Annotated in this window: 19 protein-coding genes; 6 read left to right on the forward strand and 13 right to left on the reverse strand. The window is 60.9% G+C overall.

Annotated features, from left to right (window positions below; translation table 11 throughout):
* The 3 genes from murJ to HMPREF3009_RS09990 form a co-directional block, all read right to left on the reverse strand.
* Positions 1-1,236: murein biosynthesis integral membrane protein MurJ (murJ, locus tag HMPREF3009_RS13135; protein WP_158010571.1), on the reverse strand; the 1,236-nt coding region annotated here is incomplete at its 3' end.
* A gap of 8 nt (positions 1,237-1,244) precedes the next feature.
* Positions 1,245-3,386, reverse strand: a complete 2,142-nt coding sequence (locus HMPREF3009_RS09985) for a DUF6049 family protein (RefSeq protein WP_070681700.1) — start codon at positions 3,384-3,386, stop codon at positions 1,245-1,247.
* The gene (locus tag HMPREF3009_RS09990) at positions 3,383-3,985 is read right to left on the reverse strand and encodes an NUDIX hydrolase (protein WP_070681703.1); all 603 of its coding nucleotides are present in this window, start codon (positions 3,983-3,985) and stop codon (positions 3,383-3,385) included. Before HMPREF3009_RS09990 ends, HMPREF3009_RS09985 begins: the two co-directional genes overlap by 4 nt.
* Positions 3,986-4,013: 28 nt before the next feature.
* Between HMPREF3009_RS09990 and HMPREF3009_RS09995 the strand changes: the two genes are divergently transcribed.
* Genes HMPREF3009_RS09995 through HMPREF3009_RS10010 form a run of 4 tightly spaced genes read left to right on the forward strand, consistent with a single transcriptional unit; the run spans position 4,014 to position 7,118 of the window.
* Positions 4,014-5,447 carry a CCA tRNA nucleotidyltransferase gene (locus tag HMPREF3009_RS09995; RefSeq protein ID WP_070681706.1) on the forward strand — a complete coding sequence of 478 codons (1,434 nt, stop codon included), beginning with the start codon at positions 4,014-4,016 and terminating at the stop codon, positions 5,445-5,447.
* A 2-nt stretch (positions 5,448-5,449) separates the two neighbouring features.
* Positions 5,450-6,049, forward strand: coding sequence for a YqgE/AlgH family protein (locus HMPREF3009_RS10000; protein WP_070512915.1), 600 nt, complete (start codon positions 5,450-5,452; stop codon positions 6,047-6,049).
* A gap of 35 nt (positions 6,050-6,084) precedes the next feature.
* On the forward strand, positions 6,085-6,801 hold the full coding sequence (locus HMPREF3009_RS10005) for an AzlC family ABC transporter permease (RefSeq protein ID WP_070517645.1): 717 nt from the start codon (positions 6,085-6,087) through the stop codon (positions 6,799-6,801).
* Positions 6,786-7,118, forward strand: a complete 333-nt coding sequence (locus tag HMPREF3009_RS10010; RefSeq protein WP_070517644.1) for a branched-chain amino acid transporter permease — start codon at positions 6,786-6,788, stop codon at positions 7,116-7,118. The genes HMPREF3009_RS10005 and HMPREF3009_RS10010 overlap by 16 nt, the downstream gene beginning before the upstream one ends.
* Before the next feature lie 10 nt (positions 7,119-7,128).
* Here the strand turns inward: HMPREF3009_RS10010 and HMPREF3009_RS10015 are convergent, their stop codons facing one another.
* The 4 genes from HMPREF3009_RS10015 to HMPREF3009_RS10030 all read right to left on the reverse strand — a co-directional run bounded on the left by HMPREF3009_RS10015 (position 7,129) and on the right by HMPREF3009_RS10030 (position 9,831).
* Positions 7,129-7,437, reverse strand: a complete 309-nt coding sequence (locus HMPREF3009_RS10015; protein WP_049155610.1) for a hypothetical protein — start codon at positions 7,435-7,437, stop codon at positions 7,129-7,131.
* A gap of 6 nt (positions 7,438-7,443) precedes the next feature.
* Complete coding sequence (locus HMPREF3009_RS10020; RefSeq protein ID WP_070517643.1) at positions 7,444-8,403, reverse strand: bile acid:sodium symporter family protein; 960 nt, start codon at positions 8,401-8,403, stop codon at positions 7,444-7,446.
* A gap of 75 nt (positions 8,404-8,478) precedes the next feature.
* Positions 8,479-8,850: a Rieske (2Fe-2S) protein gene (locus tag HMPREF3009_RS10025; protein WP_070512931.1), complete on the reverse strand. Its 372-nt coding sequence runs from the start codon at positions 8,848-8,850 to the stop codon at positions 8,479-8,481.
* Positions 8,851-9,366: 516 nt separating this feature from the next.
* A complete protein-coding gene (locus tag HMPREF3009_RS10030; protein WP_070681804.1) occupies positions 9,367-9,831 on the reverse strand; it encodes an SdpI family protein in 465 nt (154 codons plus the stop codon).
* 156 nt (positions 9,832-9,987) lie between these two features.
* Here HMPREF3009_RS10030 and HMPREF3009_RS10035 point away from each other — a divergent pair, with 156 nt between their 5' ends.
* Both HMPREF3009_RS10035 and HMPREF3009_RS10040 read left to right on the forward strand, forming a co-directional pair.
* Entirely contained in the window at positions 9,988-11,223 is a 1,236-nt protein-coding gene (locus HMPREF3009_RS10035) for a dicarboxylate/amino acid:cation symporter (RefSeq protein WP_070681707.1), read from the forward strand.
* A 283-nt stretch (positions 11,224-11,506) separates the two neighbouring features.
* On the forward strand, positions 11,507-12,790 hold the full coding sequence (locus HMPREF3009_RS10040; protein ID WP_070681709.1) for an HNH endonuclease signature motif containing protein: 1,284 nt from the start codon (positions 11,507-11,509) through the stop codon (positions 12,788-12,790).
* 113 nt (positions 12,791-12,903) lie between these two features.
* On the opposite strand, the gene trpA is transcribed toward HMPREF3009_RS10040, so the two are convergent.
* From trpA to HMPREF3009_RS10070, 6 genes are read right to left on the reverse strand one after another with little or no spacing between them, the layout of a single operon-like run.
* Positions 12,904-13,725, reverse strand: coding sequence for a tryptophan synthase subunit alpha (gene trpA, locus HMPREF3009_RS10045; protein WP_070547217.1), 822 nt, complete (start codon positions 13,723-13,725; stop codon positions 12,904-12,906).
* Positions 13,725-14,939 (reverse strand): tryptophan synthase subunit beta, encoded by a 1,215-nt coding sequence (gene trpB / locus HMPREF3009_RS10050; protein ID WP_070681712.1) that lies wholly within the window; start codon positions 14,937-14,939, stop codon positions 13,725-13,727. Before trpB ends, trpA begins: the two co-directional genes overlap by 1 nt.
* Positions 14,940-14,984: 45 nt before the next feature.
* Positions 14,985-16,367, reverse strand: coding sequence for a bifunctional indole-3-glycerol-phosphate synthase TrpC/phosphoribosylanthranilate isomerase TrpF (gene trpCF / locus HMPREF3009_RS10055; protein WP_070681715.1), 1,383 nt, complete (start codon positions 16,365-16,367; stop codon positions 14,985-14,987).
* Entirely contained in the window at positions 16,345-17,382 is a 1,038-nt protein-coding gene (gene trpD / locus HMPREF3009_RS10060; RefSeq protein WP_070517638.1) for an anthranilate phosphoribosyltransferase, read from the reverse strand. Before trpD ends, trpCF begins: the two co-directional genes overlap by 23 nt.
* Positions 17,382-18,026, reverse strand: coding sequence for an anthranilate synthase component II (locus HMPREF3009_RS10065; protein WP_070517637.1), 645 nt, complete (start codon positions 18,024-18,026; stop codon positions 17,382-17,384). The genes trpD and HMPREF3009_RS10065 overlap by 1 nt, the downstream gene beginning before the upstream one ends.
* Entirely contained in the window at positions 18,023-19,522 is a 1,500-nt protein-coding gene (locus HMPREF3009_RS10070; protein ID WP_070681719.1) for an anthranilate synthase component 1, read from the reverse strand. The genes HMPREF3009_RS10065 and HMPREF3009_RS10070 overlap by 4 nt, the downstream gene beginning before the upstream one ends.
* Between the last annotated feature and the right edge of the window lie 165 nt (positions 19,523-19,687).

Consider the following 19,687-nt stretch of genomic DNA (forward strand, 5'->3'; position numbering starts at 1 on the left):
GTCGAAGGCGCCGTACTGGAAGAGGCCGCGGGCAATCGGGATGCCGAAGCCCGTCATGAAGATGACGATGGGGATCAGCGCGATAAACGTCAGCTTCGTGCCGAGCGTGAGATCCCGAACCACGGCCTTGACGTCACCGTCCGCGGCGTTGCGGGACAGTCGCGGCATAATCGCGGTCAGCAGGGTGACACCAATGACGCCGTAGGGCACCTGCAGAAGCAGCCAGGCCTGTTGGTAGGTAAAGGGCGCGCCTTTATCGGCATGCGCCGCCACGCGGGAGGTGATGACATAGCCCAGCTGGGAAATGGCCACGTAGGCCACAATGGCCAACGCCATGCCACCGAATTGTTTGAGCCTGTCATCTAGGCCCCAGAGCGGCTTGAGGTTGATGCCTGCCTTCTTGAGGTACGGGAACAAGATGAGGCATTGCACCACCACGCCCGCCGTGGTACCAAGCGCCAAGAGCAGCACGTGCCCGTCCGTGATCGGCGAGGGCGCATTGGGATGTAGGCTGCCCGGCACCAGCTGATAGGCCACGAGCACCGAGATCGAGATGATGTTATTGACCACCGGCGCCCACGCACCCGGCCCGAAGATGTTCTTGGTGTTGAGCACCGCTTGGAAGAGCGCGAAGAGCCCGTAGAAGAAGATCTGCGGCAGCAGCAAATAGGCAAAGGAGGTGGCCTGCACGGCGTTGACCTTGCCGTCCTCCGGCAACATCATGCGCGTCAGCTGCGGGGCAAAGATGCAGGAGAGCACCGTGATCGTCGCCAGCAGGGAGAAGGCCAGCGTGAAGAGGCGGCGGACGAAGGCCTCGCCGCGGTCGGAGTCTTCCTTCTCCGCGCGTACGAGCACGGGCACGACGAGCGAGGTGAGCACCGCGCCCAGCACGATCTCCGTGATGAGGTTGGGCAGCTGGTTCGCCGTGGTGAAAGCGGAAGAAATGGCCGGGCCCAGCGAAGAGCCAATGAGCACGTTGCGGATGAATCCCGTGATGCGGGAGATCATCGTCGCGATGGCCATCGAACCGGTGGCGCGCACAACGGCGCGGTCGGAGTTCTCTTCGCCGGGGGACTCACTCGAGGCGGAGGCGGCCGAGCCTTTCAGCCCCGAACGATCCTCGAGTTCGTCATCGACAGCAACGACGCCGCTCGGCGCGCGCTTTTCCGGGACCGGTGCCGGCGGCGAGGGCGTGATAATGCGTCGACGGGCACCAGACTTAGGTTCATGTGTCATTGAGAAAACTATCCGTGAGACTTCTTTTTCTTCCTCTTACCCAGCCGGAACAGTGCGGCAAGGACGAGGGCGAGCGCGGCGATCGCGCCGACTCCATAGACGCTAACGATACCGGCACGCGTCTGCACCGTGATATCGATTGGATCCGAAATGAGGTGCTCAGATGGTGTTGCAAGCCACAGGCGCAGCGACATCTGGTCAACGTTGCTGGGCAGGTCAGCGGTCATGGACACGGTAATAGATCCCTTGGCCGGGATGTGAATCAAGTCCTGCGTGTTTAACGTGGCGCCGTCGGGGGCGTCGTAGGCTAGGTGGGCGTCGACAGGCAGCGGTAGGCCGTTCTCCGCCACGATGAGCAGCGGCGATGACTCCGAAACGCGAGTGTAGACGTTGCCTGGCGGGATGAGGGAGACGGAGGCGCGGAGCTCACGCAACATATCCGCGTTCTTCTCCAGGCGAGCGCGGCTTTGCTGTACCGAGGGTGTGAAACCGTGCAGGCTAGAGCGGTCGGAAGCGCTGAGAGCAGTGAGCAGATCGTGGCGCAGGGGTGCCGTGAAGTCGTAGCGCGTCATGGCAATACCGGGATCGTTGACCATGATGGACATCAGTTCGTCGGTATAGCGCGCTTGCTGTGTCACCTGCGTGATCTCGGCGTCGTGAAAGGCCGCGGGATCCGGGTAGGGACTTCCGGGGTTGCCGCTGCCGGGCTCGATGGGCAGCGCGGTGACGGGGCGCGGTTGCAAGCGCCCAGAATCGAGGAGCCTCTGCGCGGTCTCCATCACCGCGCGCGCGGCGGCAGGGTCCTGGTAATTCGGCAGCTTGGCCACGGTCTCCTCTTGCGCAGACGCCACGCTTATCGACGCCCCCGCCGTCAGCGCCCGCGCCTGTTCCGAATCGATTGAGAAGTCGTAGCGCAGCTCCGGGTTGGAGTACCCGGTGGTCTGCGGCTTCGACCCGGTTTGGGCCAACAGCGCGCCGAGGGAGGCATCAAAAGTGGCGGCCTCACCCGCCCACTCGGAATTATCGGCCACCAACAGCGGGACGGGTACTGCATGTTCGCTCGTTCCGGAAGCCGGCGCGGTCAGCTTGGTGCTGAGCGGTGCATCGAGAACGCGCTCGACGGTCGCCGCGCCCTGCTCGAAGGCCTCGTGCGTGAGCCACTCATTGCCCACTTTGGCCACAGCGTCGGTGTCTGCGTTAGCCCACGGCAGGAGCATCCGGCAGTCCACCTTCTTGAGCTTCTCCAGCCACGCGGCGGCATCCCGGGAACCCGCGCCGGGCGTGCCGCGATCGGAATCGGCGCTGTTAAACCAGGAATCACGCAGGCGAGTGGGGCGTTTGGCGGTAGAGGGGCGGGTCTCGTTGACGGTGTAGCCGGCGGACATGCGGTCGGCGGCGTCGACAAGCGCAGGGTCCAACGCCACGCAACTGGAGCCGTGGAGATCATGCTCCAGGTAGGCATCGAGCAGCTGATCGAGGCGCCCGCCCGGCGAGAGCTGCTCGGCCAGCTGCTCGCTTTCTAAGATGAGCTCCTCGCCACCGGTATCCCCCGGCACCACGTCTACCTCGGTGGTGATGGGATAGACCAGGGAAAAGGAATGCTCACCCTCCTCTTCGGGAGCTTCCTGGTCTCCTGAGAAGTCCACAATCGTCCGCTCTTCCGCGAAACTGGCCGCTTGGCCGTCGCGGGTGCCGGTCAAGGTAAACAGGAGTGGGTACGCGCCGGGCTCCGTGATGGCCAGGGTCGAGTCCTCACCCAGGGCGGTCGGCACCGTCACGGTGATGTCGCGGCTCTCCCCCGGTTGGAGCGCCCCTGCGCCGAGCGAGGCCCCGTAATAAGGAAAAGATCCCGCAGCCAGCTCCTGGCGGGCCTGTGTAGTGGAGGTCACGGCATCGCTGCGGCGGGAGGTGATCTGAAGATCATCAACGGCGCCGTCTGTCGGGTTGTGGATGCGCAATTGGACTTCGAGTCTCTCCCCTACCCGCGCCTCGCTCGCGCTGAGCAGGCTTAGCTCCAGCTCATCGGGACCGCGGGAGCCGAGCCAATAGTGGGAGTCGGTGATCCCAGTGTCGGGGGTTTGTGCCTGGGCCACCGGGACGGTGCAGCTCACCGCCAAGGCCGCGATGGCCGCCGCTGCGCGCCAGCTCACCGCGGGGTCGCCTTTCCTTCGGCAGCTTCCTTTCGCGCGAGATCCGGAAGAAGGTCGTGGGCGATGCGCGCCAGCTTGCGCTCGTCGGCATAGGCTAAGTGCTCGATGAGCTCGGAGACCGGGATCCAGGACACCTCCGTGACCTCTGGGTCTTCGTCATTCATGATGCCATCGACAAAACGCAGCAAATGGTGGTGCACGGTCTTGTGAATGCGCACGCCGTCGGAGACGAACCAATAATCAATCATGCCCAGGTCCGCGAAGACCTCGCCGTGGATGCCGGTTTCCTCCCAGACCTCGCGCTCGGCGGTGAGCTCCTTAGCCTCGCCGTTTTCCACGTGCCCCTTCGGCATGGACCACAGCAGGCGCCCGCGGCGGTCCAGCCTGCCGATGAGCGCCACGTAGATCTGGGACAGATCTACATTCCCGTTGTCGTCGACGGCCTCCGCCAATCCAGACACGACGAGTCCGCCGGCGGAGGTCTCATCCCGCGTGGTCATGCGGTTGGTGGACGTGCGCTGGGGGCGTCCCGTGCGGTGGTTCCGGTGGCCCGCGCCCCGCCGGCGGCGGCGCTTGGACCCTGGCGTGTTCTTAGTCATCCCTGCTAATCGTAGTAGACTTCGATCCGTGAATTTTCAGGACACTCAGCTAATCGGCGTTCTCGCCCGCGCGGACGCCACCGTCGCCCGGCTCAGTGGCCTCTTAAGCGGCCTGGTGGAACGTTTTGCGCTTCACGACGCCCCCCTCTACCTCGTCGGCGGCTCCGTCCGCGATGCCTTACTTGGCCGTCTGGGCAACGATCTCGACTTCACCACCCCGGCCCGGCCCGACGTGGTCTATTCCATTCTCGAAGAGTGGGCGGAGACCGTATGGGATACCGGCATTGACTTCGGCACGGTCTCGGCGGCTTATAAGGGCCAGCAGATCGAGATCACCACCTTCCGCTCAGATAGCTATGACGGTGAGTCCCGCAACCCCGAGGTCATGTACGGCGATACCCTCGAGGGTGATCTCGTGCGCCGCGATTTCAAGGTCAATGCCATGGCCATCGAGCTGCGCCCAGACGGCACCCGTGAATTCCACGATCCGATGGGCGGACTCGAGGATCTAGCGAACCGTATCCTCGATACCCCGGATGCGCCGGAGATTTCCTTCCACGATGATCCCCTGCGCATGCTCCGCGCGGCACGTTTTGCGGCGCAGTTGGAGTTTGACGTCGCCCAGCGCGTGCGCGATGCCATGACTGACATGGCGGGCGAAATCCAGCGCATCACCGTGGAGCGCGTGCAGGTGGAGCTCAACAAGCTCATCTGCGGTGTCGCGCCGTGGAAGGGCATTGACCTGCTCGTTGACTCCGGTATTGCGGATTATGTTTTTCCGGAGATCCCGGCGTTGCGCATGGCCCCGGACGAGCACGCACAGCACAAGGACGTGTACGCGCATTCGCTGACCGTGCTGCGCCAGGCTATGGAGCAAGAGGAGGACGGTCCCGATCTCATTCTTCGGTGGGCCGCCCTGCTCCATGACATTGGCAAGCCGGATACCCGCGATACCACCGACGGCAAGGTGAGCTTCCACCACCACGAGGTGGTGGGCGCGAAGCTCACCCGTAAGCGCCTGCGCAAGTTGAAGTTCCCCAAGGCCACGACCGAGGACATCGGCCAGCTGGTCTACCTCCACATGCGCTTTCATGGATTCGGGGATGGCCAGTGGACCGATTCCGCTGTGCGCCGCTACGTCACCGATGCCGGCGATCTCCTTCCGCGCCTGCACAAGCTCGTTCGCGCTGACTGCACCACCCGCAACGAACGCAAGGCCCGCCGCCTGCAGCGCACCTACGATCAGTTGGAGGAGCGCATCGCGGATATCGCCGCCAAGGAGGATCTCGCTCGCGTACGTCCCGACCTCGACGGCAATGAGATCATGGAGATCCTCGGCCTTGAGCCCGGCCCCGAGGTAGGCAAGGCCTGGTCTTATCTCAAGGAGCTGCGCCTGGAAGAAGGCCCGCTGGAGCGCGAGGTTGCTATTGCGAAGCTGCGCGAGTGGTGGAATTCTAGATAGGGATGTACGCAGACAGACTTTTCAACGCCCTCGAGCGCAACGATCCCGCCCCTGGCCAGCTCCTTGTGGCGGCGCCCGACACTCTCACGCCCCACTACAACCGTTCCGTCATTCTGATCACGGAGCAGCACGCCGGGCGTACGTATGGCGTGGATCTAACCAACCGCTCCGAGGTCGCCCTCTTCAACGTCATGCCGGAGTGGGTACCCGTAGCGGCCAAGCCGCAGGCCCTCTACATCGGCGGCCCGCACAACCAGCAAGCGGCCATCGGTGTGGCGCTGACCCGCCAGGGCGTGGACATTGAGAAAGAGCCTTCGCTGAATCGCCTCGCCCCGCGCGTGGCGCTCGTCGATCTGCGCGTGAGCCCGGAGGACGTCACCGATCTGGTGGAGGGCATGCGTTTCTTCGCCGGTTTCTTTGAGTGGGGCCCGGGCGAGCTGGATGAGGAAATTGACCGCGGCGAGTGGTACGTGGCCCCCGCCCTGCCCCAGGACGTGGTCTCCTCAGGCTCGACCGATACGTGGTCGGACGTGATGCGTCGCCAAGCCATGCCCTTGCCGCTGTTTGCGACCTTCCCGCGCTACATCGATGAAGATAATTAGAGCTCTTCGCCTCTCCCTGCGCTAACATCTCTGCCATGCGCGCGGAGATCATCAAGGCTATACGGACTTGCATCCCTATCGCCGTGGGGGTGGTGCCGCTGGGCCTCGCCTTCGGCGTGCTCATGGTTCAGACCGGCTTCGACTGGTGGTGGACCCCTATCTTTTCCATCGTTATTTACGCTGGCTCGATGGAGTTTCTTGCTATTTCCATGGTGACCGGCGGCGTGACGCCCGCCGTGGCTGCGCTCACTGGTTTCATGGTCAATTTCCGCCACATTTTTTATGGATTGACCTTCCCGCGTGATCAGATTTCTAGTCCCCTCGGCCGCGCCTATTCCACCTACGCGCTTACCGACGAATCCTATGCCGTCCTCTCCGCCTTTCCCCGAGACTCTCGCCCAAGCGGCGCCTTCGTCTTCACGGTGCAGTTTTACTGCCAAGTGCTGTGGGTCGGTTCCGGCATCATTGGCGCGGTGGCCGGTCAGGCAATCCCGCCCTCTGTGAAGGGACTGGAGTTCGCCCTCGTCGCGCTGTTCATCGTCCTTGCCATCGATTCCTTCCAGAACAACAAGGACTACTCGCTTCCGCTGTCTGCCGCGGTGCTCGGGATTCTCGCGGGCTTCTTGTTTCCTGGTCAGCTTCTTATGGTGGCGCTGTCCGCCTACTTTGTGTTGCTCGTGGTGCGCTACCTCTCCCCTCGCGTCGATAGCGCACTGATTCTGCGGAGGGAGGCGTCATGCCAGCCGGAGTAACCCTAGCCAGCATCTTCGCCGTGCTGATCCCCGTCGGGATTGTGACCGTCGTGCTGCGTTGGCTTCCCTTCGCCTTCGTGAAGGCCCTGAAGGGTAGCCAGTTCATCAGCATGCTCGGGTTCACCATGCCGGTCGGCGTGATGACAGTTCTGGTGGTCTATACCTTATTCGGTCAAGCCCGCGATACGGGAAGCATTGTTGCTCCCTTCGTAGCCGCCGCTGTGACCGCCGCGTTGCACCTTTGGCGCCGCAATTCCGGTCTTTCCATCTTCGGCGGGACGGCCTTCTACATGGTGCTGGTGAATCTCGTACTGTAGCGCGGGTGCTCTAAAAGTCGCCGAATAGCGCGATGGCCTCGGTCCACAGGGAGTGGAACTGGAAGGCGTCGATAAGCTCGGCGTCGATGTCGGGGAACGTGTCGTAGGTGTCAGGGTGCGGCACCACTTGCTGTGGGATGTTGGCGTCACCCACCGAGGCGGTCGGCGTTGCGGCGCCGACGATGGCGTCATTCGGCGCGAGGGCAATCATACGCAACATGGAGCAAGCCTCGTTGCTGATTTCCTCGAGTTCCGCGATGTGGATGGCGGTGCCGACCTCCGGGACAGTCATGGTGGTGCGAACGTAAAGCTTTTTCATGTGGTCTCACTCTACCCGCGAATAGCGAGCCGCCATAGACGCGCAGATCATCAATTGCACCTGGTGGTAGATCATGAGCGGGAGGATAAGGAGCCCCAAAGACGTGCCACCAGAGGCGAAGATCACCGAGGCCATGGGCAGACCCGTGGCGAGGGACTTTTTCGAACCGCAGAACTGGATGGCGATGGTGTCCTCCCTGTCGAAGCCCAGCTTTCTGCTCACCACTTTGGTCAGCCAGAGCATGAAGAAGACGAATGCAGTTGAGAACACAATCTGGAACAGAATCTGCCAGACGCTAATTGACGCCCATATCCCGTCCACCATTCCCTTCGAAAAGGCGGCATACACCACCATCGCGATGGAGCCGCGATCCACCACTTTGGTGGCTTTGCTGGCTGCGACTTTTCCTACCCATTTTCTGGTGAGTTGGCCGAGCATGAAAGGCAGAAGCAGAAGCACGGAAATCTCGAGGAAGACGGAGCTATCGATGTGGATGCCGTCGCCGGCCCCCATGAGGGTCATGACGAGTAACGGTGTGAGGACAACGCCGGCGAGGTTAGACACTGATGCGGAGACGATCGCTCCAGGAACGTTGCCGCGCGCGATGGACGTGAAGGCTACCGATGACTGGACCGTTGATGGAACTAGGGTGAGGTAAAGAATGCCCAGGTATAGATCGGTTGGGATGAAAGCCGTGAGTGGACGGAGTGCGAGACCGATGATCGGATACACCACGAAGGTAAAGACCAAAATGGTCAGATGGAGTTTCCAATGCTTGACGCCGTTGATCGCCTCGCGCGTCGACAGCCGGGCTCCGTAGAGAAAGAAGAGGACGGCAATTGCGATGTTCGTGAGGACGTCGAAGGTATCCGCAAAGCTGCCTCGCGCGGGAAGAACGATGGCGACCGCAACGGCGCAGAGGATGAGGACAATGAGGGGATCGAGTCTTTTGAGGCGCTCAAGCATATAACAGAGTGTAGACGCCCCTCAAGGTTTCACGTGAAACATCTTTTCAGCCCCCAGAGCTCCTGGGGATGCTCTTTAGGCTGACACGTTCTTGATTGTTCCCCCGTCATTCTCCACGCCGTACTCCGTGAGCGGTTTGGCGCTGGGACCTCCGGTCACTTCGCCGGTGCCGAGGTCAAAGCTGGAATAGTGGCTGGTGCAGGTGGCGGTCATGCCCTCGATTTTTGTAATGAGGGATCCCTGGTGCGGGCAGGTTTGGGAGTAAGCTTTGAACTCCCCTTCCGTGGGTTGAGCAAAGATCACTTTGTCCACGATGATGGCTGATCCAACGGGTATATCCGTCGCGGCTATTTCGGCGGTAGGTTCTTTGCCGCAGGCGGCGAGATAGGCACCAGCGAAGGTGGTGGCAGTACCGAGGAGGAAGAGGCGGCGGGAACACGTAGTCATGGTGCTTACTCTATCTGATCGGCGTGTTCCATAGTGTGAGGTATAGCGTTCTTAACTGAGTTTGCCATCCCACACAGGTAACTCTTCTTCCCTACTGCCGCTGAAATCGTAGGATCCGTACGATGTACCGACATCGCTATAGATGGTCCCTGGCGAAGCTACGTGTCGTCCGCCCCGTGAATCATTCGTGAAGGCATAGGTTGCCCCAGCGCCCAGAACGCTAATGCTGAGTGCGGCTGCGGCGATGATTCGGATTGCTCGGGTGTTAACGCTTTTCTTCATGCCATCCATAGTGCGCCGTAGGTTAAAGGTTGTCACGAGACGAGACGATGCCGGCTTCCCACGAAGTTGGCGTCGAGTTCCCAGTCATCTTTCAGACTGGGGTCTGCACACAAAGGGCCATTCCAATGGTGAGTATCGCCCACCATTGGAATGGCCTTTGGAATAATATTGTTTGTGACGTAACGACGGCGATTTAGATATTAGCGAAATAACGTCACTGTACGTTAATGATATCTAGCAAGGATTGCCGTTATCGGCACGCTTTGCAGCAGTGCGGGCCGCGGAAACGTCGACAATCGGTGCCTCTCCCCCGCACCCACCGTCGCCACAGTTGCAGGATTCACCGCAACCCTCATCCTCTTTGTGGGCTTGATCCCAGAGATACGCCGCGCGGGCGCCCATATTGGAACCGACCGAGAGTGCGAGAACAGCTACGACGAACGTGAGTGCTGGGATCAACCACATCCAACCCTCGGCCCGCAGCGCGATGATTCCGCCAAACACTAAAGCGACGCCGGCGAGGAACCAGAACGGTCCTGCAACGGCGTGGGCATTATCCCAAGCTTCCTTAGTCTTGCGGATCTCCGCGAGGCGCAAACCGACGACGCTATTACCCGGGAGCTTCCGGAGCGAGGCTAGGCCGCCGACGACGATAAAGATGGCGGCCACGATGAGGAAGATGATTCCGACTACGAGCATGCCCATAGTCTATCCCGCCCCGTAGTTAGGGAGAAAGTCAGTTCAATTTATTCGCATGCTGCTGTAATATACATTTCGTGTCGCTTGGTAGATATTAAAGACTTTATTATCGAGCGAACTGATCAGCGTGGTAGCAACCATAGAAAAGACTCAATCATGACATTCAAGAGTGTTCGCAACTCTCTGTTGTTCAAGATCATCGTCGCGATAGTCTTGGGCATCATCGTTAGCCAGTTTGCCCCGGAATGGTTTGGCAGAGCTTTCGCAACCTATAATGGCCTGTTTTCAAACTTCCTCGGCTTCTTCATTCCGATCCTTATTCTCGCCCTCGTGGCCCCAGCAATCGCGGGTCTCGGACGCGGCGCGGGTAAGTGGTTGGGCATCACCGCCGGAATTGCCTACGGCTCGACTATCGTGGCAGGGCTTATCGCATACGGCTTGACCCAGGTCCTCTACCCGACTTTGTTGAGCGGACAGGCCCTCAATACCGAGGTTTCTGATATCGATGCCGGAGCCCTAGAGCCGTACTTCACGGTTGAGATGCCAGCGCCTTTCGAAGTGATGACGGCGCTGCTGCTGTCCTTCTGTATCGGCGTAGCCATGACGACTGTGAAGTCGGACAATCTTTACACACTTACGAAGGAATTTGAGAACGTCGTTATCAAGGTCATTTGGGGTTTCGTGATCCCCCTTCTGCCGATCTACATCTTCGGTATGTTCCTCTCCTTGGGTATGAACGGAAGTATCGGTACCGTGCTGATCGCCTTCACTAAGGTGCTTCTCCTCGCGGTCGTGATGACCTTGGTCTACCTTGTCCTGCAGTACATTATTGCTGGCGCGATTGCGGCCAAGAATCCATTCGCCGCCCTGAAGAACATGGCCCCGGCTTACTTTACCGCGTTGGGTACGTCCTCCTCTGCGGCTACTATTCCGGTCACCCTCGACGCCGCGCTAAAGAATGGAATCTCCAAGCCGGTGGCGGGTTTTGTGGTTCCGCTCTGCGCGACGATTCACCTTTCCGGTTCGATGATCAAGCTCACCCTCTATGCTTTCGCGATCGTGTACATGGCGGATGGCATGGAGGCTGACCTCGGGAAGGCCCTTGGCTTCATCTTGCTGTTGGGCATCATGATGATCGCCGCTCCTGGCGTTCCGGGTGGCGCGGTGATGGTCGCGGTCGGACTTCTGCAAGCGAACATGGGCTTTGATGATTCGATGGTCGCATTGATGATTGCCGCCTACATCGCAATTGACTCCGTGGGTACCGCCGCAAACGTTACTGGCGACGGCGCCATCGCCATGATCGTCGATCGCTTCGCACGCGATAAGATTGAGGGCCTAGAGGCCGAGGCAGATGCCGAGGCTACTGACGAGGAGCTTAGCGAGGCCTAAGTTTCACGTGAAACCCTGAAGTTTCTACTCCCCCTTTCCCTGACATGATATCTGCGATGGATAGTTGGGTGAAGGGGGATTTTTTTTGCCCTAATACCGGAGAATGTGTGCAGTCATGTAGGGGCTAGTGGCTCCGATGCGTAGACCGTGGTTCTACCCATGGCAGTTTGGGGCCAAGCCCCAATTTCTTAAGGAAAGTCTTGCGCCTTAGATATAGAACAGGTATTCTATAAATGGGTGTGGGGGAACGAATTGTTCCGCAAGTTTAGGGGTGCAGCTAGCCATGGCAACCACAGCACAATCTTCTACGTCACTTCCCACCGCATACTTTTCCCACTCAAATCCGCGTGATCTTGAATGCATGTCGGGTCAGCTGATGCGCAGAATAGAGTATGAATTCTGGGCAAGCATCCAGCCACCATTAGACGAGGATTCTGATACCGCCTTCATGCGCATAGGACAGAAGACGGGAAAATCTCCGGCGCATGTGGCGCGCAACGTGATGGCTCTTATCCGTCTTGATGAAATGCCGAAGTTACGTGCGTTGCAGAAGGCCGACTTTTTACTGGACATGCAGATGCTAGTCGCTATCGATCAGGTGATGGCAAAGCTTGGCAACCCAACGGCGGCTGTAATAGCGGAAGTGGATGAGAAGCTAGCCGCCTGGTTAACGCCGACCAAGCCGAATCAGGTCTTTCCCTCAGTTGAGAAGATCCGGCGCAAGGTGCGAGACATCTGCAAGGTGCTCGACGACTCCGTTTCATTCCGTGACAAGCGCAAGAAGAATCGCTACTCTCTACTCACCCGCGGGCAACGTGGGTTGATCGAGCTAGAAGTGGACAGCAACGTGGGTGTCGTCATCCATGAAACCATCAAATTGGCAGCAAAAGAACACGACGTCTCCATGGCCGATGCACTGGTGCTCCTCATTACCGGAAAAATCAAGCCAGAGGCAGGCAAGGTCGTCGTCCACGAATACAAGGCGAAAGACGTCGAGGGCGCGCCGGTCTATGTCCAAGGGCATGGGTGGAACGGTGAGGGCGTTCCGGCTTCGAAGACTGTTTTGCGCGACTTCGAAAGTGTCCCAAATGCCTGTGAGGGCTATCAGCCGTCGGAATTTTTAAGGAAGTACGTCGAAGGGCGTGACGGCACATGTCGGGCGCCTGGCTGTAATCGGCCCGCATGGGTCTGCCAGCTGGATCATCGGATCAACTACGCCGACGGCGGGCCTACACACCCACACAACATGGTGGCCCTGTGCCAGCACCATCACAATATGAAGACAGATGGGCGGGCGTTCTACATCCTGGATCCCGTGACTGGAGATGTTGTGTGGTTGTACGAGGACGGAACCTGGGCGGTTACCGAAGCGAGCGGACCGTTGGCTCCTGCTTCGAAGGTATGGGCCCGCTCCATCGCGGAAGACGTCGTTGCTCACCGTCGCAAGATGCACGAAGCCGCGCAGGCTCTGAAGGTGGAAATGGATAACGGAACCATGGTCGAAGTATTCGACATGACTGATCCGGCAGATCGCTACACGAATGGCGGAGAGGAGATTCCCTTCTAGGGAAGTGTTTCACGTGAAACGGCCCCCTTCCGCTCTGCCGCGCGTAGGCGCGGATTCTGACGGAAAGAGACCGTTGCGAGGCGTGCCTGTCGAAGCCGGCTACTGTTTCGTGGCTACTGTTTGGTGGCTGCCTTCATGGTGGATACGAAGTCGGTGACCGCAGCGGCGAGAGTGTCGTTGGGGCGGTTGTCATCGTCGAGGTGGGCATCAACGACCTTGGCCAGAGCGGAACCGGTGATTGTTCCCGCAGCGCCAGCAGCAATGGCGTCGGCAACGTGTTGCGGGGTGGAGATTCCAAAGCCAAGGAGAATCGGTGCACCTCCGAAACGTTTCACGTTGTCCACTACGTCAGCGAGCCCGCGTGTCTCTGACTCCTTCTCGGTGCCGGTAACGCCGTCGCGGGAGATCGCATAGATATAGCCCTTGGAATACTTCGCGACGCCCTCGAGGGTTTTCTCGGAGGCTTGTGCTGGTGCGATGAAGATGGGATCGATTCCTGCTTTGTCGGCTGCAGCGGCGAAGGGGGCGCCTTCGCGAACGGGGACGTCGGGAAGCAGGATGCTATCGGCGCCGGCCTCGTGAAATTCGGAATAGAAGGTCTCGAGCCCGCGGGTGAAGGGAACGTTGCCGTAGATGAGCATGCCGATGGGCAGGTCCGGGAATTCACTGCGGATCTGACGGATCTGCTCGATAGCGGAATCCACCGTCGCACCGCCGGCGAGCGCGCGAATGTGGGAGGCCTGGATCGTTGGGCCGTCGGCGACAGGATCCGAGAACGGGACACCAAGCTCGAGGGCGTCGGCGCCACCGGCGACGGCCGCGCGGACGATGGTGAGTGCGGTCTCGGGATCGGGATCGCTGAGCATGATGAAAGGAACGAAAGCGCCTTCACCGCGTGCGGCTAGGGTGGAGAAGAGTTTCTCGTAACGGCTCATTACTTGTCCTCCGTGATCTTGAGTTCGGGGTGCTCGCTAAGGGTTCGGCGGACGTGGTCGATGTCCTTGTCGCCACGCCCAGACAGGGAAACGAGAATGGTGATGTCTTCATCCTTGCGCTTGAGGGCATAGGCCAATGCGTGCGAGGACTCGAGGGCGGGGATGATGCCCTCGCGGCGGCTGAGGAGCTGGAAGGCTTCGAGAGCTTCGGCGTCGGTGATGCCGACGTAGGTTGCGCGCCCCGTCTGAGCGAGGTGTGCGTGCTGTGGACCGACGCCCGGGTAGTCGAGGCCAGCGGAGATGGAATAGGATTCCTCAACCTGGCCGTCGGCATTGCGCATGAGATATGAGCGGGCGCCGTGGAGGATGCCGATGGTGCCGTTGTTGATGGTCGCGCCGTGGTGTCCGGAATCGAGTCCCTCTCCCCCGGGTTCCGCTCCAACGAGTTCGACGGATTCCTCATCGATGAAGTCAGCGAACATACCAATGGCGTTCGAACCGCCGCCGACGCACGCGACGACGAGATCCGGCAAACCGCCGGTGCGCTCGATCATCTGGGCCTTGGCTTCTTCGGAAATCACCTTGTGGAACTCGCGAACGATCGTTGGGAAGGGGTGTGGCCCAGCCGCAGTGCCGAGGAGGTAGTGAGATTCGTGGAAGGTTGCGGTCCAGTCACGGAGAGCTTCGTTGACGGCATCCTTGAGCGTGCCGGAACCGGAATCAACCGGAACAACCTTCGCGCCCATCAGTTCCATTCGGTAGACGTTGGGCTGCTGCCTCTCGACGTCCTTCGCGCCCATGTAGATCACGCAGTCGAGGTCAAGCAGAGCGCAGGCGAGGGCGGTCGCCGTGCCATGCTGGCCGGCGCCGGTCTCGGCGATGATGCGGGTCTTCCCCATCCGCTTGGCCAAGAGCGCTTGGCCGATCACCTGGTTGGTCTTGTGCGCGCCGCCGTGGACAAGGTCCTCCCTCTTTAGAAAGATGCGCGCCTTGCCGCCGAGCTTGGTGGCTTCGGTGAGGGGCGTGGGGCGGCCTAGGTAGTCTCGTAGGTAGCCGGCAAGTTCCTTGCGGAAGGCCGGGTCGTTCTGGGCGTCGACGAAGGCGTGCTCGAGCTGGTCGAGTGCTGGGATGAGTGATTCGGGAACAAATTGTCCGCCAAACTCACCGAAGTAGGCGGGAAGAATGGTCTCCCTGGTGTCCTGATCGTTGGTCATGATAGTCCTTTTGTCTCGGGCTGTTGCTAAGGCTCGGGTTGGGGATTAATACGTAAAGTGACGAATGATATGGAAGGCCTGAGCGATGAGTGCACTGTCTTTTCGACCGTTCACTTCGACCCCCGAATTGATGTCCAATCCGGCGGTGCCGACGCGAAGCGCCTGGGTGAGGTTCTCTGGATTCAGGCCCCCAGCAAGAAGTGACTTGGCTTTGACCTCGTCCGGGACTGTTGTCCAGTCGAAGGATGAGCCAGTGCCGCCGGCGCCCGAGTCGAGGATGAGCATGTCGGTGGCGTCGGCAAGCGCGGAGGCAAGGGCGGGGCCATGGGCAGCTGTCATGTCGATGGCGCGCCACACCTGTCGCTCCCCTGCTACTGCGCGGACGGACTCAATGAGTTCGAGCTCGGCCTGGGTGCTTCCCTGGAAGGGTGCGTGGAGTTGTAGGGCGGCGATGCCGTCGAAGGCAAGCTCCTCCCAGCCGGAGGTGCGGCGAGAGACCGCGACGTAGTTGAGGTCGGGTTCGTGGGCGATGATGTCGAGCGCGGTTTCACGTGAAACATTGCGCGGGGAGGCCTCCTCGAAGACGAATCCCCCGTAGACGGCACCGGCGGCACGGGCGGCCTGAGCCGCTGACCATGTCGTGAGGCCGCAGACCTTGTTCTGGCCATAGACCAGCTCACGGGCGGCCCGGTCGATATCGGGCGTGCCGGTGAGCTGGGAGCCGACGAGAAAGGCATTGGCATGCGACCCTAGGCGGCGGACGGTCTGGTTATCGCGGATGCCCGATTCCGAAACGATAACCTTGCCCGATGGCACGTGGTGCGAGAGGCGCTCGGAACGATTTAGATCGATGCTGAGGTCGTGGAGGTTGCGGTTATTAATACCGATCACGTCGATGTCAAAGGCAGTGGCACGGGCGACCTCCTCCTCGGTGAGCGCTTCGGTGAGGACATCGAGGCCAAGGGAATCCGCCAGCTGCTTGAGTTCTGCGTAGGTGTCGTCATCGACGATCGACATCATGAGCAAAATGGCGTCGGCGCCGAAATAGCGCGCAGCATAGACCTGAATGGGGTCAATGATGAAGTCCTTGCACAAGACAGGCAGGTGCGTGGATAGAGCCACGGTCTGCAGGTGGTCGTAGTCGCCACCAAAACGATCCGGCTCGCACAGCACCGAGATGGCCGAAGCGTAGCGCGAGTACACCCGCGCGATGGCCCCGGGCTCGTAGTGCTCGCGAATCAGCCCCAGTGACGGCGAGGCAGACTTGCATTCCATGATGAAGCGGTTGGTGCCGCGGAGCGCATCGTAGAAGGAGCGCTCCGAGCGCGGGAGGGCAGCTAAATCAACGTGCGCCAGGCGCTCACGGATTGCGGGCAGATGCGTGCGGCGCTTGGCGACGATCCCCTCAAGCACGGTCGGCAGAGCCATAGTTCGCCTCCTCGTGCTTCTTCAGCCATGCGGCCACGGTGCCATCCTTGATGAGCTGGTCGGCATGCGCGACGCCCTCTTGGATGGAGTCGGTCGTGCCATTGAGGTAGAACATCGCGCCGGTGGTCGCGGCGATCGCATCGTGGTGGGCGGGCTTGCCGGTGCCGGCGAAGACGGCGCGCAGGGCCTCGGCGTTTTCCTTGCCGTTGCCGCCGGCGAGGTCAGCTAGCTCGTGGCGGGAAATGCCGAGGTCCTCAGGGGTGAGTTCGTAGTGGGTTATGGTGCCGTCGCGAAGCTCCCAGACCTGGGTGGTGCCGTGGACAGCGATCTCATCGGTGCCGGCGCCGTGGACGACGAGCGCGCGCGTGCGGCCAAGATCCTTGAACACCTCAGCAATGAGCTGACCCTGTTCGGGGTTGGCGATGCCCATGATCTGGAACTCCGGGTGGCCTGGGCTGAGCAGCGGGCCCATGGTGTTGAAGAGAGTGGAGACGCCAAGGCCCTTGCGAACCGGTTGCACGTGGGCAACCGCCGGGTTGTACGCGGGGGCAAAGAGGAACGTGAAATTCGAGGCCTCGAGTTGGCGGACCGCGCGGTCCGGATCGAGATCAAGCGGGATGCCGAGGGCCTCAAGGACGTCCGCGGAGCCCGACTTGGAGGATACGGAGCGGTTGCCGTGCTTGACCATCTTGACCCCGCCGGCGGAGGCGACGAGGGATGCGCCGGTGGTGACGTTGATGGTGTTCGCGCCATCGCCACCGGTTCCCGCGGTATCCATGAGGCCCTTACCGGTAACCGGGAAGGGGCGGCCGGCGTTGAGGAAGGCGCGGGCGGCGCCGGCCACATCGGCGAAGGTTTCGCCGCGCGTACGGATGTGAGTAAGGAGGGCCGCGATATGGATGTCGTCATACTCCCCCACCGTCAGCGGGGTGAAGACCTCGATTGCTTGCTCGAGGGTCGGTTCGGGGATATCGAGGAATTCTTGCAGTGTCTTGAGAGCGTGGTTATTGGTCATTACTTGGCTCCTTCCATGGTGGGTAGAGAAGAAAGTTGTTCAATGCAGCGTTCGATCATGATGGGGCCGGTTGGAGTTAGCACCGACTCCGGGTGGAACTGCAGGCCGAGGGCCATGCCGTCGACGGTTTCTGCCGCCATCGTGACAGGGCCGATGGCGGTCTCCGTCTCCGCGAGGCTGCGCATCTGGGTGGGAATGCTCGCGCAGCCCAAGGAGTGATAGCGTGCAACAGGGACGAGGCGGCCCACGTAGTTCGGATTATCTGGCTCGGAATCAGTAGTGAGCCCTTGGAAGAGCGGGTGCTTCGCACCAGCGTCGGTTAGCGTCATGGGCACAGAGGAACCGTGGACTGGGCCGCAGGGCTCGACGGTGCCGCCGAAGTGCTCGAGCAGCGCCTGGAAACCCAGGCAGATGCCGAGGATAGGGATGCGGCCGAGGGAGGCGTCGATAAGCTGCATCATCGATCCGGCGTCGCGCGGATGGCCGGGGCCGGGCGAGAGAATGATGATGTCGGGTTCGGCGGCGAGGACCTCCTCCACCGGCACCGTATTACGGAAGACGGTGGTGTTATAGCCGGCGAGGGCGTCGACGAGGTTGTAGACGAAGGAATCGTGGTTATCAATGAGGACGACGTGCGGGTTCATCGGATGACCTCCAGGGATGCGTTGTGTGCCTGGGCGATAGCGCTGAGCACCGCGTAGGCCTTGTGGACCGTTTCATCGGCTTCGGATTGGGGGATGGAATCACGAACGACACCGGCGCCCGCCTGGACGACGGCCGTTCCATCCTTGACGTAGGCGGAACGGATGACGATGCAGTTATCCATGGATCCATCGCCGCGCAGGTAACCGATAGCTCCCCCGAAGGAGCCGCGGCGAGTGCCCTCGGTTTCGCGGATGAGCTCCATCGCGCGCAATTTCGGCGCGCCGGTCAGAGTGCCCATGTTCATGCAGGCACGGTAGGCGTCGAGGGCGTCGAAATCCTCGTGCAGCGTGGCGACGACGCGGGAGACCAAGTGCATCACGCGGGAGTAGCGGTCCACCTGGAGCAGATCAGCGACCTGGCGGGTGCCGGGGACGGCGACGCGGGCGAGGTCGTTGCGGGCCAGGTCCACCAGCATGATGTGCTCGGAGACCTCCTTGGAATCGGTGCGCATCTCGAGTTCATTGCGGATGTCCAGCTCGTGGGTCGCGCCGCGCGGGCGGGTGCCGGCGACCGGGTAGAGCTGTACCTGCCGGTCGGTGGCCGTGTACTTCAGGTTGGATTCCGGAGAGGCGCCGAAGAGCTCATGCTCGGTGCCGCGCAGGTAGAACATGTACGGCGAGGGGTTGGTCTCACGCAGCGTGCGGTAGGCAGCGAAGGCGTCGGGGCAGTCGAGGCTAAACGCCCGGGAAGGGACCACCTGATAAATATCGCCGGCGTGGACGTTGCCTTGGAGGCGCTCCACGTGGCGTCGAAAAGCAGCGTCGTCGATGGAGGCGCGCGCGGAGATCGTGGTGAGTGGCTGTGGGGGCTGGGGCGTGATGGGCTCGGTGCGGGCGGCGAGGTCGAGCTCCTCCTCGAGCGCCTGCTTGTCGACGCCCCACCCCTCAATCTTCGCGGTCTCCGTCAGGTGGTCCACGGTGAGAACGTGCTCGGCGACGAGAAACTCATAATCGGGGTAGCCGTTGAGTCCGTCGGGAACCGAGGGTAGCTTCTCGAAGGTTTCGACGTAGTCGAAAGCGAAACCGCCACCGATGAAGGGCAGTGATTCACTGGAATACAGTTGGCTGAATTGTAAGGTGCGCAGGATATCCGCGGTGGAGGTGGCGCGGAGGCGGGCGCGCTCATCGTGTTCGGTGGAAAGCTCGAAGCTAAAGGTGGTGCTCTCCTCGCTGTCCTGGCTGATCCTGGAGCGGAAGTCCTGGCGAAGCTCGTCGAGGAGCAGCTGGCCAGCGGATGTTAATGCGGTAGCGGTGACCTCTTGGCCGTGGCAGACGACTTTGAGCGCTGCCTTGGTGATCGCAATGCACGTGAGGTTCTTCTTGGACTCAATGTCCGCTGATTCTAAGAGCAAGGAGTCCTGTGGCGTGGCGAGGGCGTAAAAGAGCGCACTGGCATCGGGTGTGTACCCGACCTCGCGTTTGGCTGTAAACGGCATACGGTGTCTTTCTTTAACGATGTTGTGTGCTGCCGCGAGCTTTTTAAGAGAGCAAAACGCCGAAAAGCCCGCAGCTGCGGGCCTTAAATATGGGAGAACAACGAGGCCCGCGGGTTACGCGCGCCACCACCAAAGGTTAGAAATGTTCTTCACATCACTGACTCT

This window comes from Corynebacterium sp. HMSC034H07 (genome assembly GCF_001815175.1).
GTDB classification, from domain to species: Bacteria; Actinomycetota; Actinomycetes; order Mycobacteriales; family Mycobacteriaceae; genus Corynebacterium; species Corynebacterium hiratae.

Coding starts and splice junctions, on each gene's coding strand:
- HMPREF3009_RS09990 (WP_070681703.1), bottom strand. CDS start 3,985: ATGACTAAGAACACGCCAGGGTCCAAGCGCCGCCGCCGGCGGGGCGCG.
- HMPREF3009_RS10000 (WP_070512915.1), top strand. CDS start 5,450: ATGTACGCAGACAGACTTTTCAACGCCCTCGAGCGCAACGATCCCGCC.
- HMPREF3009_RS10005 (WP_070517645.1), top strand. CDS start 6,085: ATGCGCGCGGAGATCATCAAGGCTATACGGACTTGCATCCCTATCGCC.
- HMPREF3009_RS10010 (WP_070517644.1), top strand. CDS start 6,786: ATGCCAGCCGGAGTAACCCTAGCCAGCATCTTCGCCGTGCTGATCCCC.
- HMPREF3009_RS10015 (WP_049155610.1), bottom strand. CDS start 7,437: ATGAAAAAGCTTTACGTTCGCACCACCATGACTGTCCCGGAGGTCGGC.
- HMPREF3009_RS10020 (WP_070517643.1), bottom strand. CDS start 8,403: ATGCTTGAGCGCCTCAAAAGACTCGATCCCCTCATTGTCCTCATCCTC.
- HMPREF3009_RS10025 (WP_070512931.1), bottom strand. CDS start 8,850: ATGACTACGTGTTCCCGCCGCCTCTTCCTCCTCGGTACTGCCACCACC.
- HMPREF3009_RS10030 (WP_070681804.1), bottom strand. CDS start 9,831: ATGCTCGTAGTCGGAATCATCTTCCTCATCGTGGCCGCCATCTTTATC.
- HMPREF3009_RS10035 (WP_070681707.1), top strand. CDS start 9,988: ATGACATTCAAGAGTGTTCGCAACTCTCTGTTGTTCAAGATCATCGTC.
- HMPREF3009_RS10040 (WP_070681709.1), top strand. CDS start 11,507: ATGGCAACCACAGCACAATCTTCTACGTCACTTCCCACCGCATACTTT.
- trpA (WP_070547217.1), bottom strand. CDS start 13,725: ATGAGCCGTTACGAGAAACTCTTCTCCACCCTAGCCGCACGCGGTGAA.
- trpB (WP_070681712.1), bottom strand. CDS start 14,939: ATGACCAACGATCAGGACACCAGGGAGACCATTCTTCCCGCCTACTTC.
- trpCF (WP_070681715.1), bottom strand. CDS start 16,367: ATGGCTCTGCCGACCGTGCTTGAGGGGATCGTCGCCAAGCGCCGCACG.
- trpD (WP_070517638.1), bottom strand. CDS start 17,382: ATGACCAATAACCACGCTCTCAAGACACTGCAAGAATTCCTCGATATC.
- HMPREF3009_RS10065 (WP_070517637.1), bottom strand. CDS start 18,026: ATGAACCCGCACGTCGTCCTCATTGATAACCACGATTCCTTCGTCTAC.
- HMPREF3009_RS10070 (WP_070681719.1), bottom strand. CDS start 19,522: ATGCCGTTTACAGCCAAACGCGAGGTCGGGTACACACCCGATGCCAGT.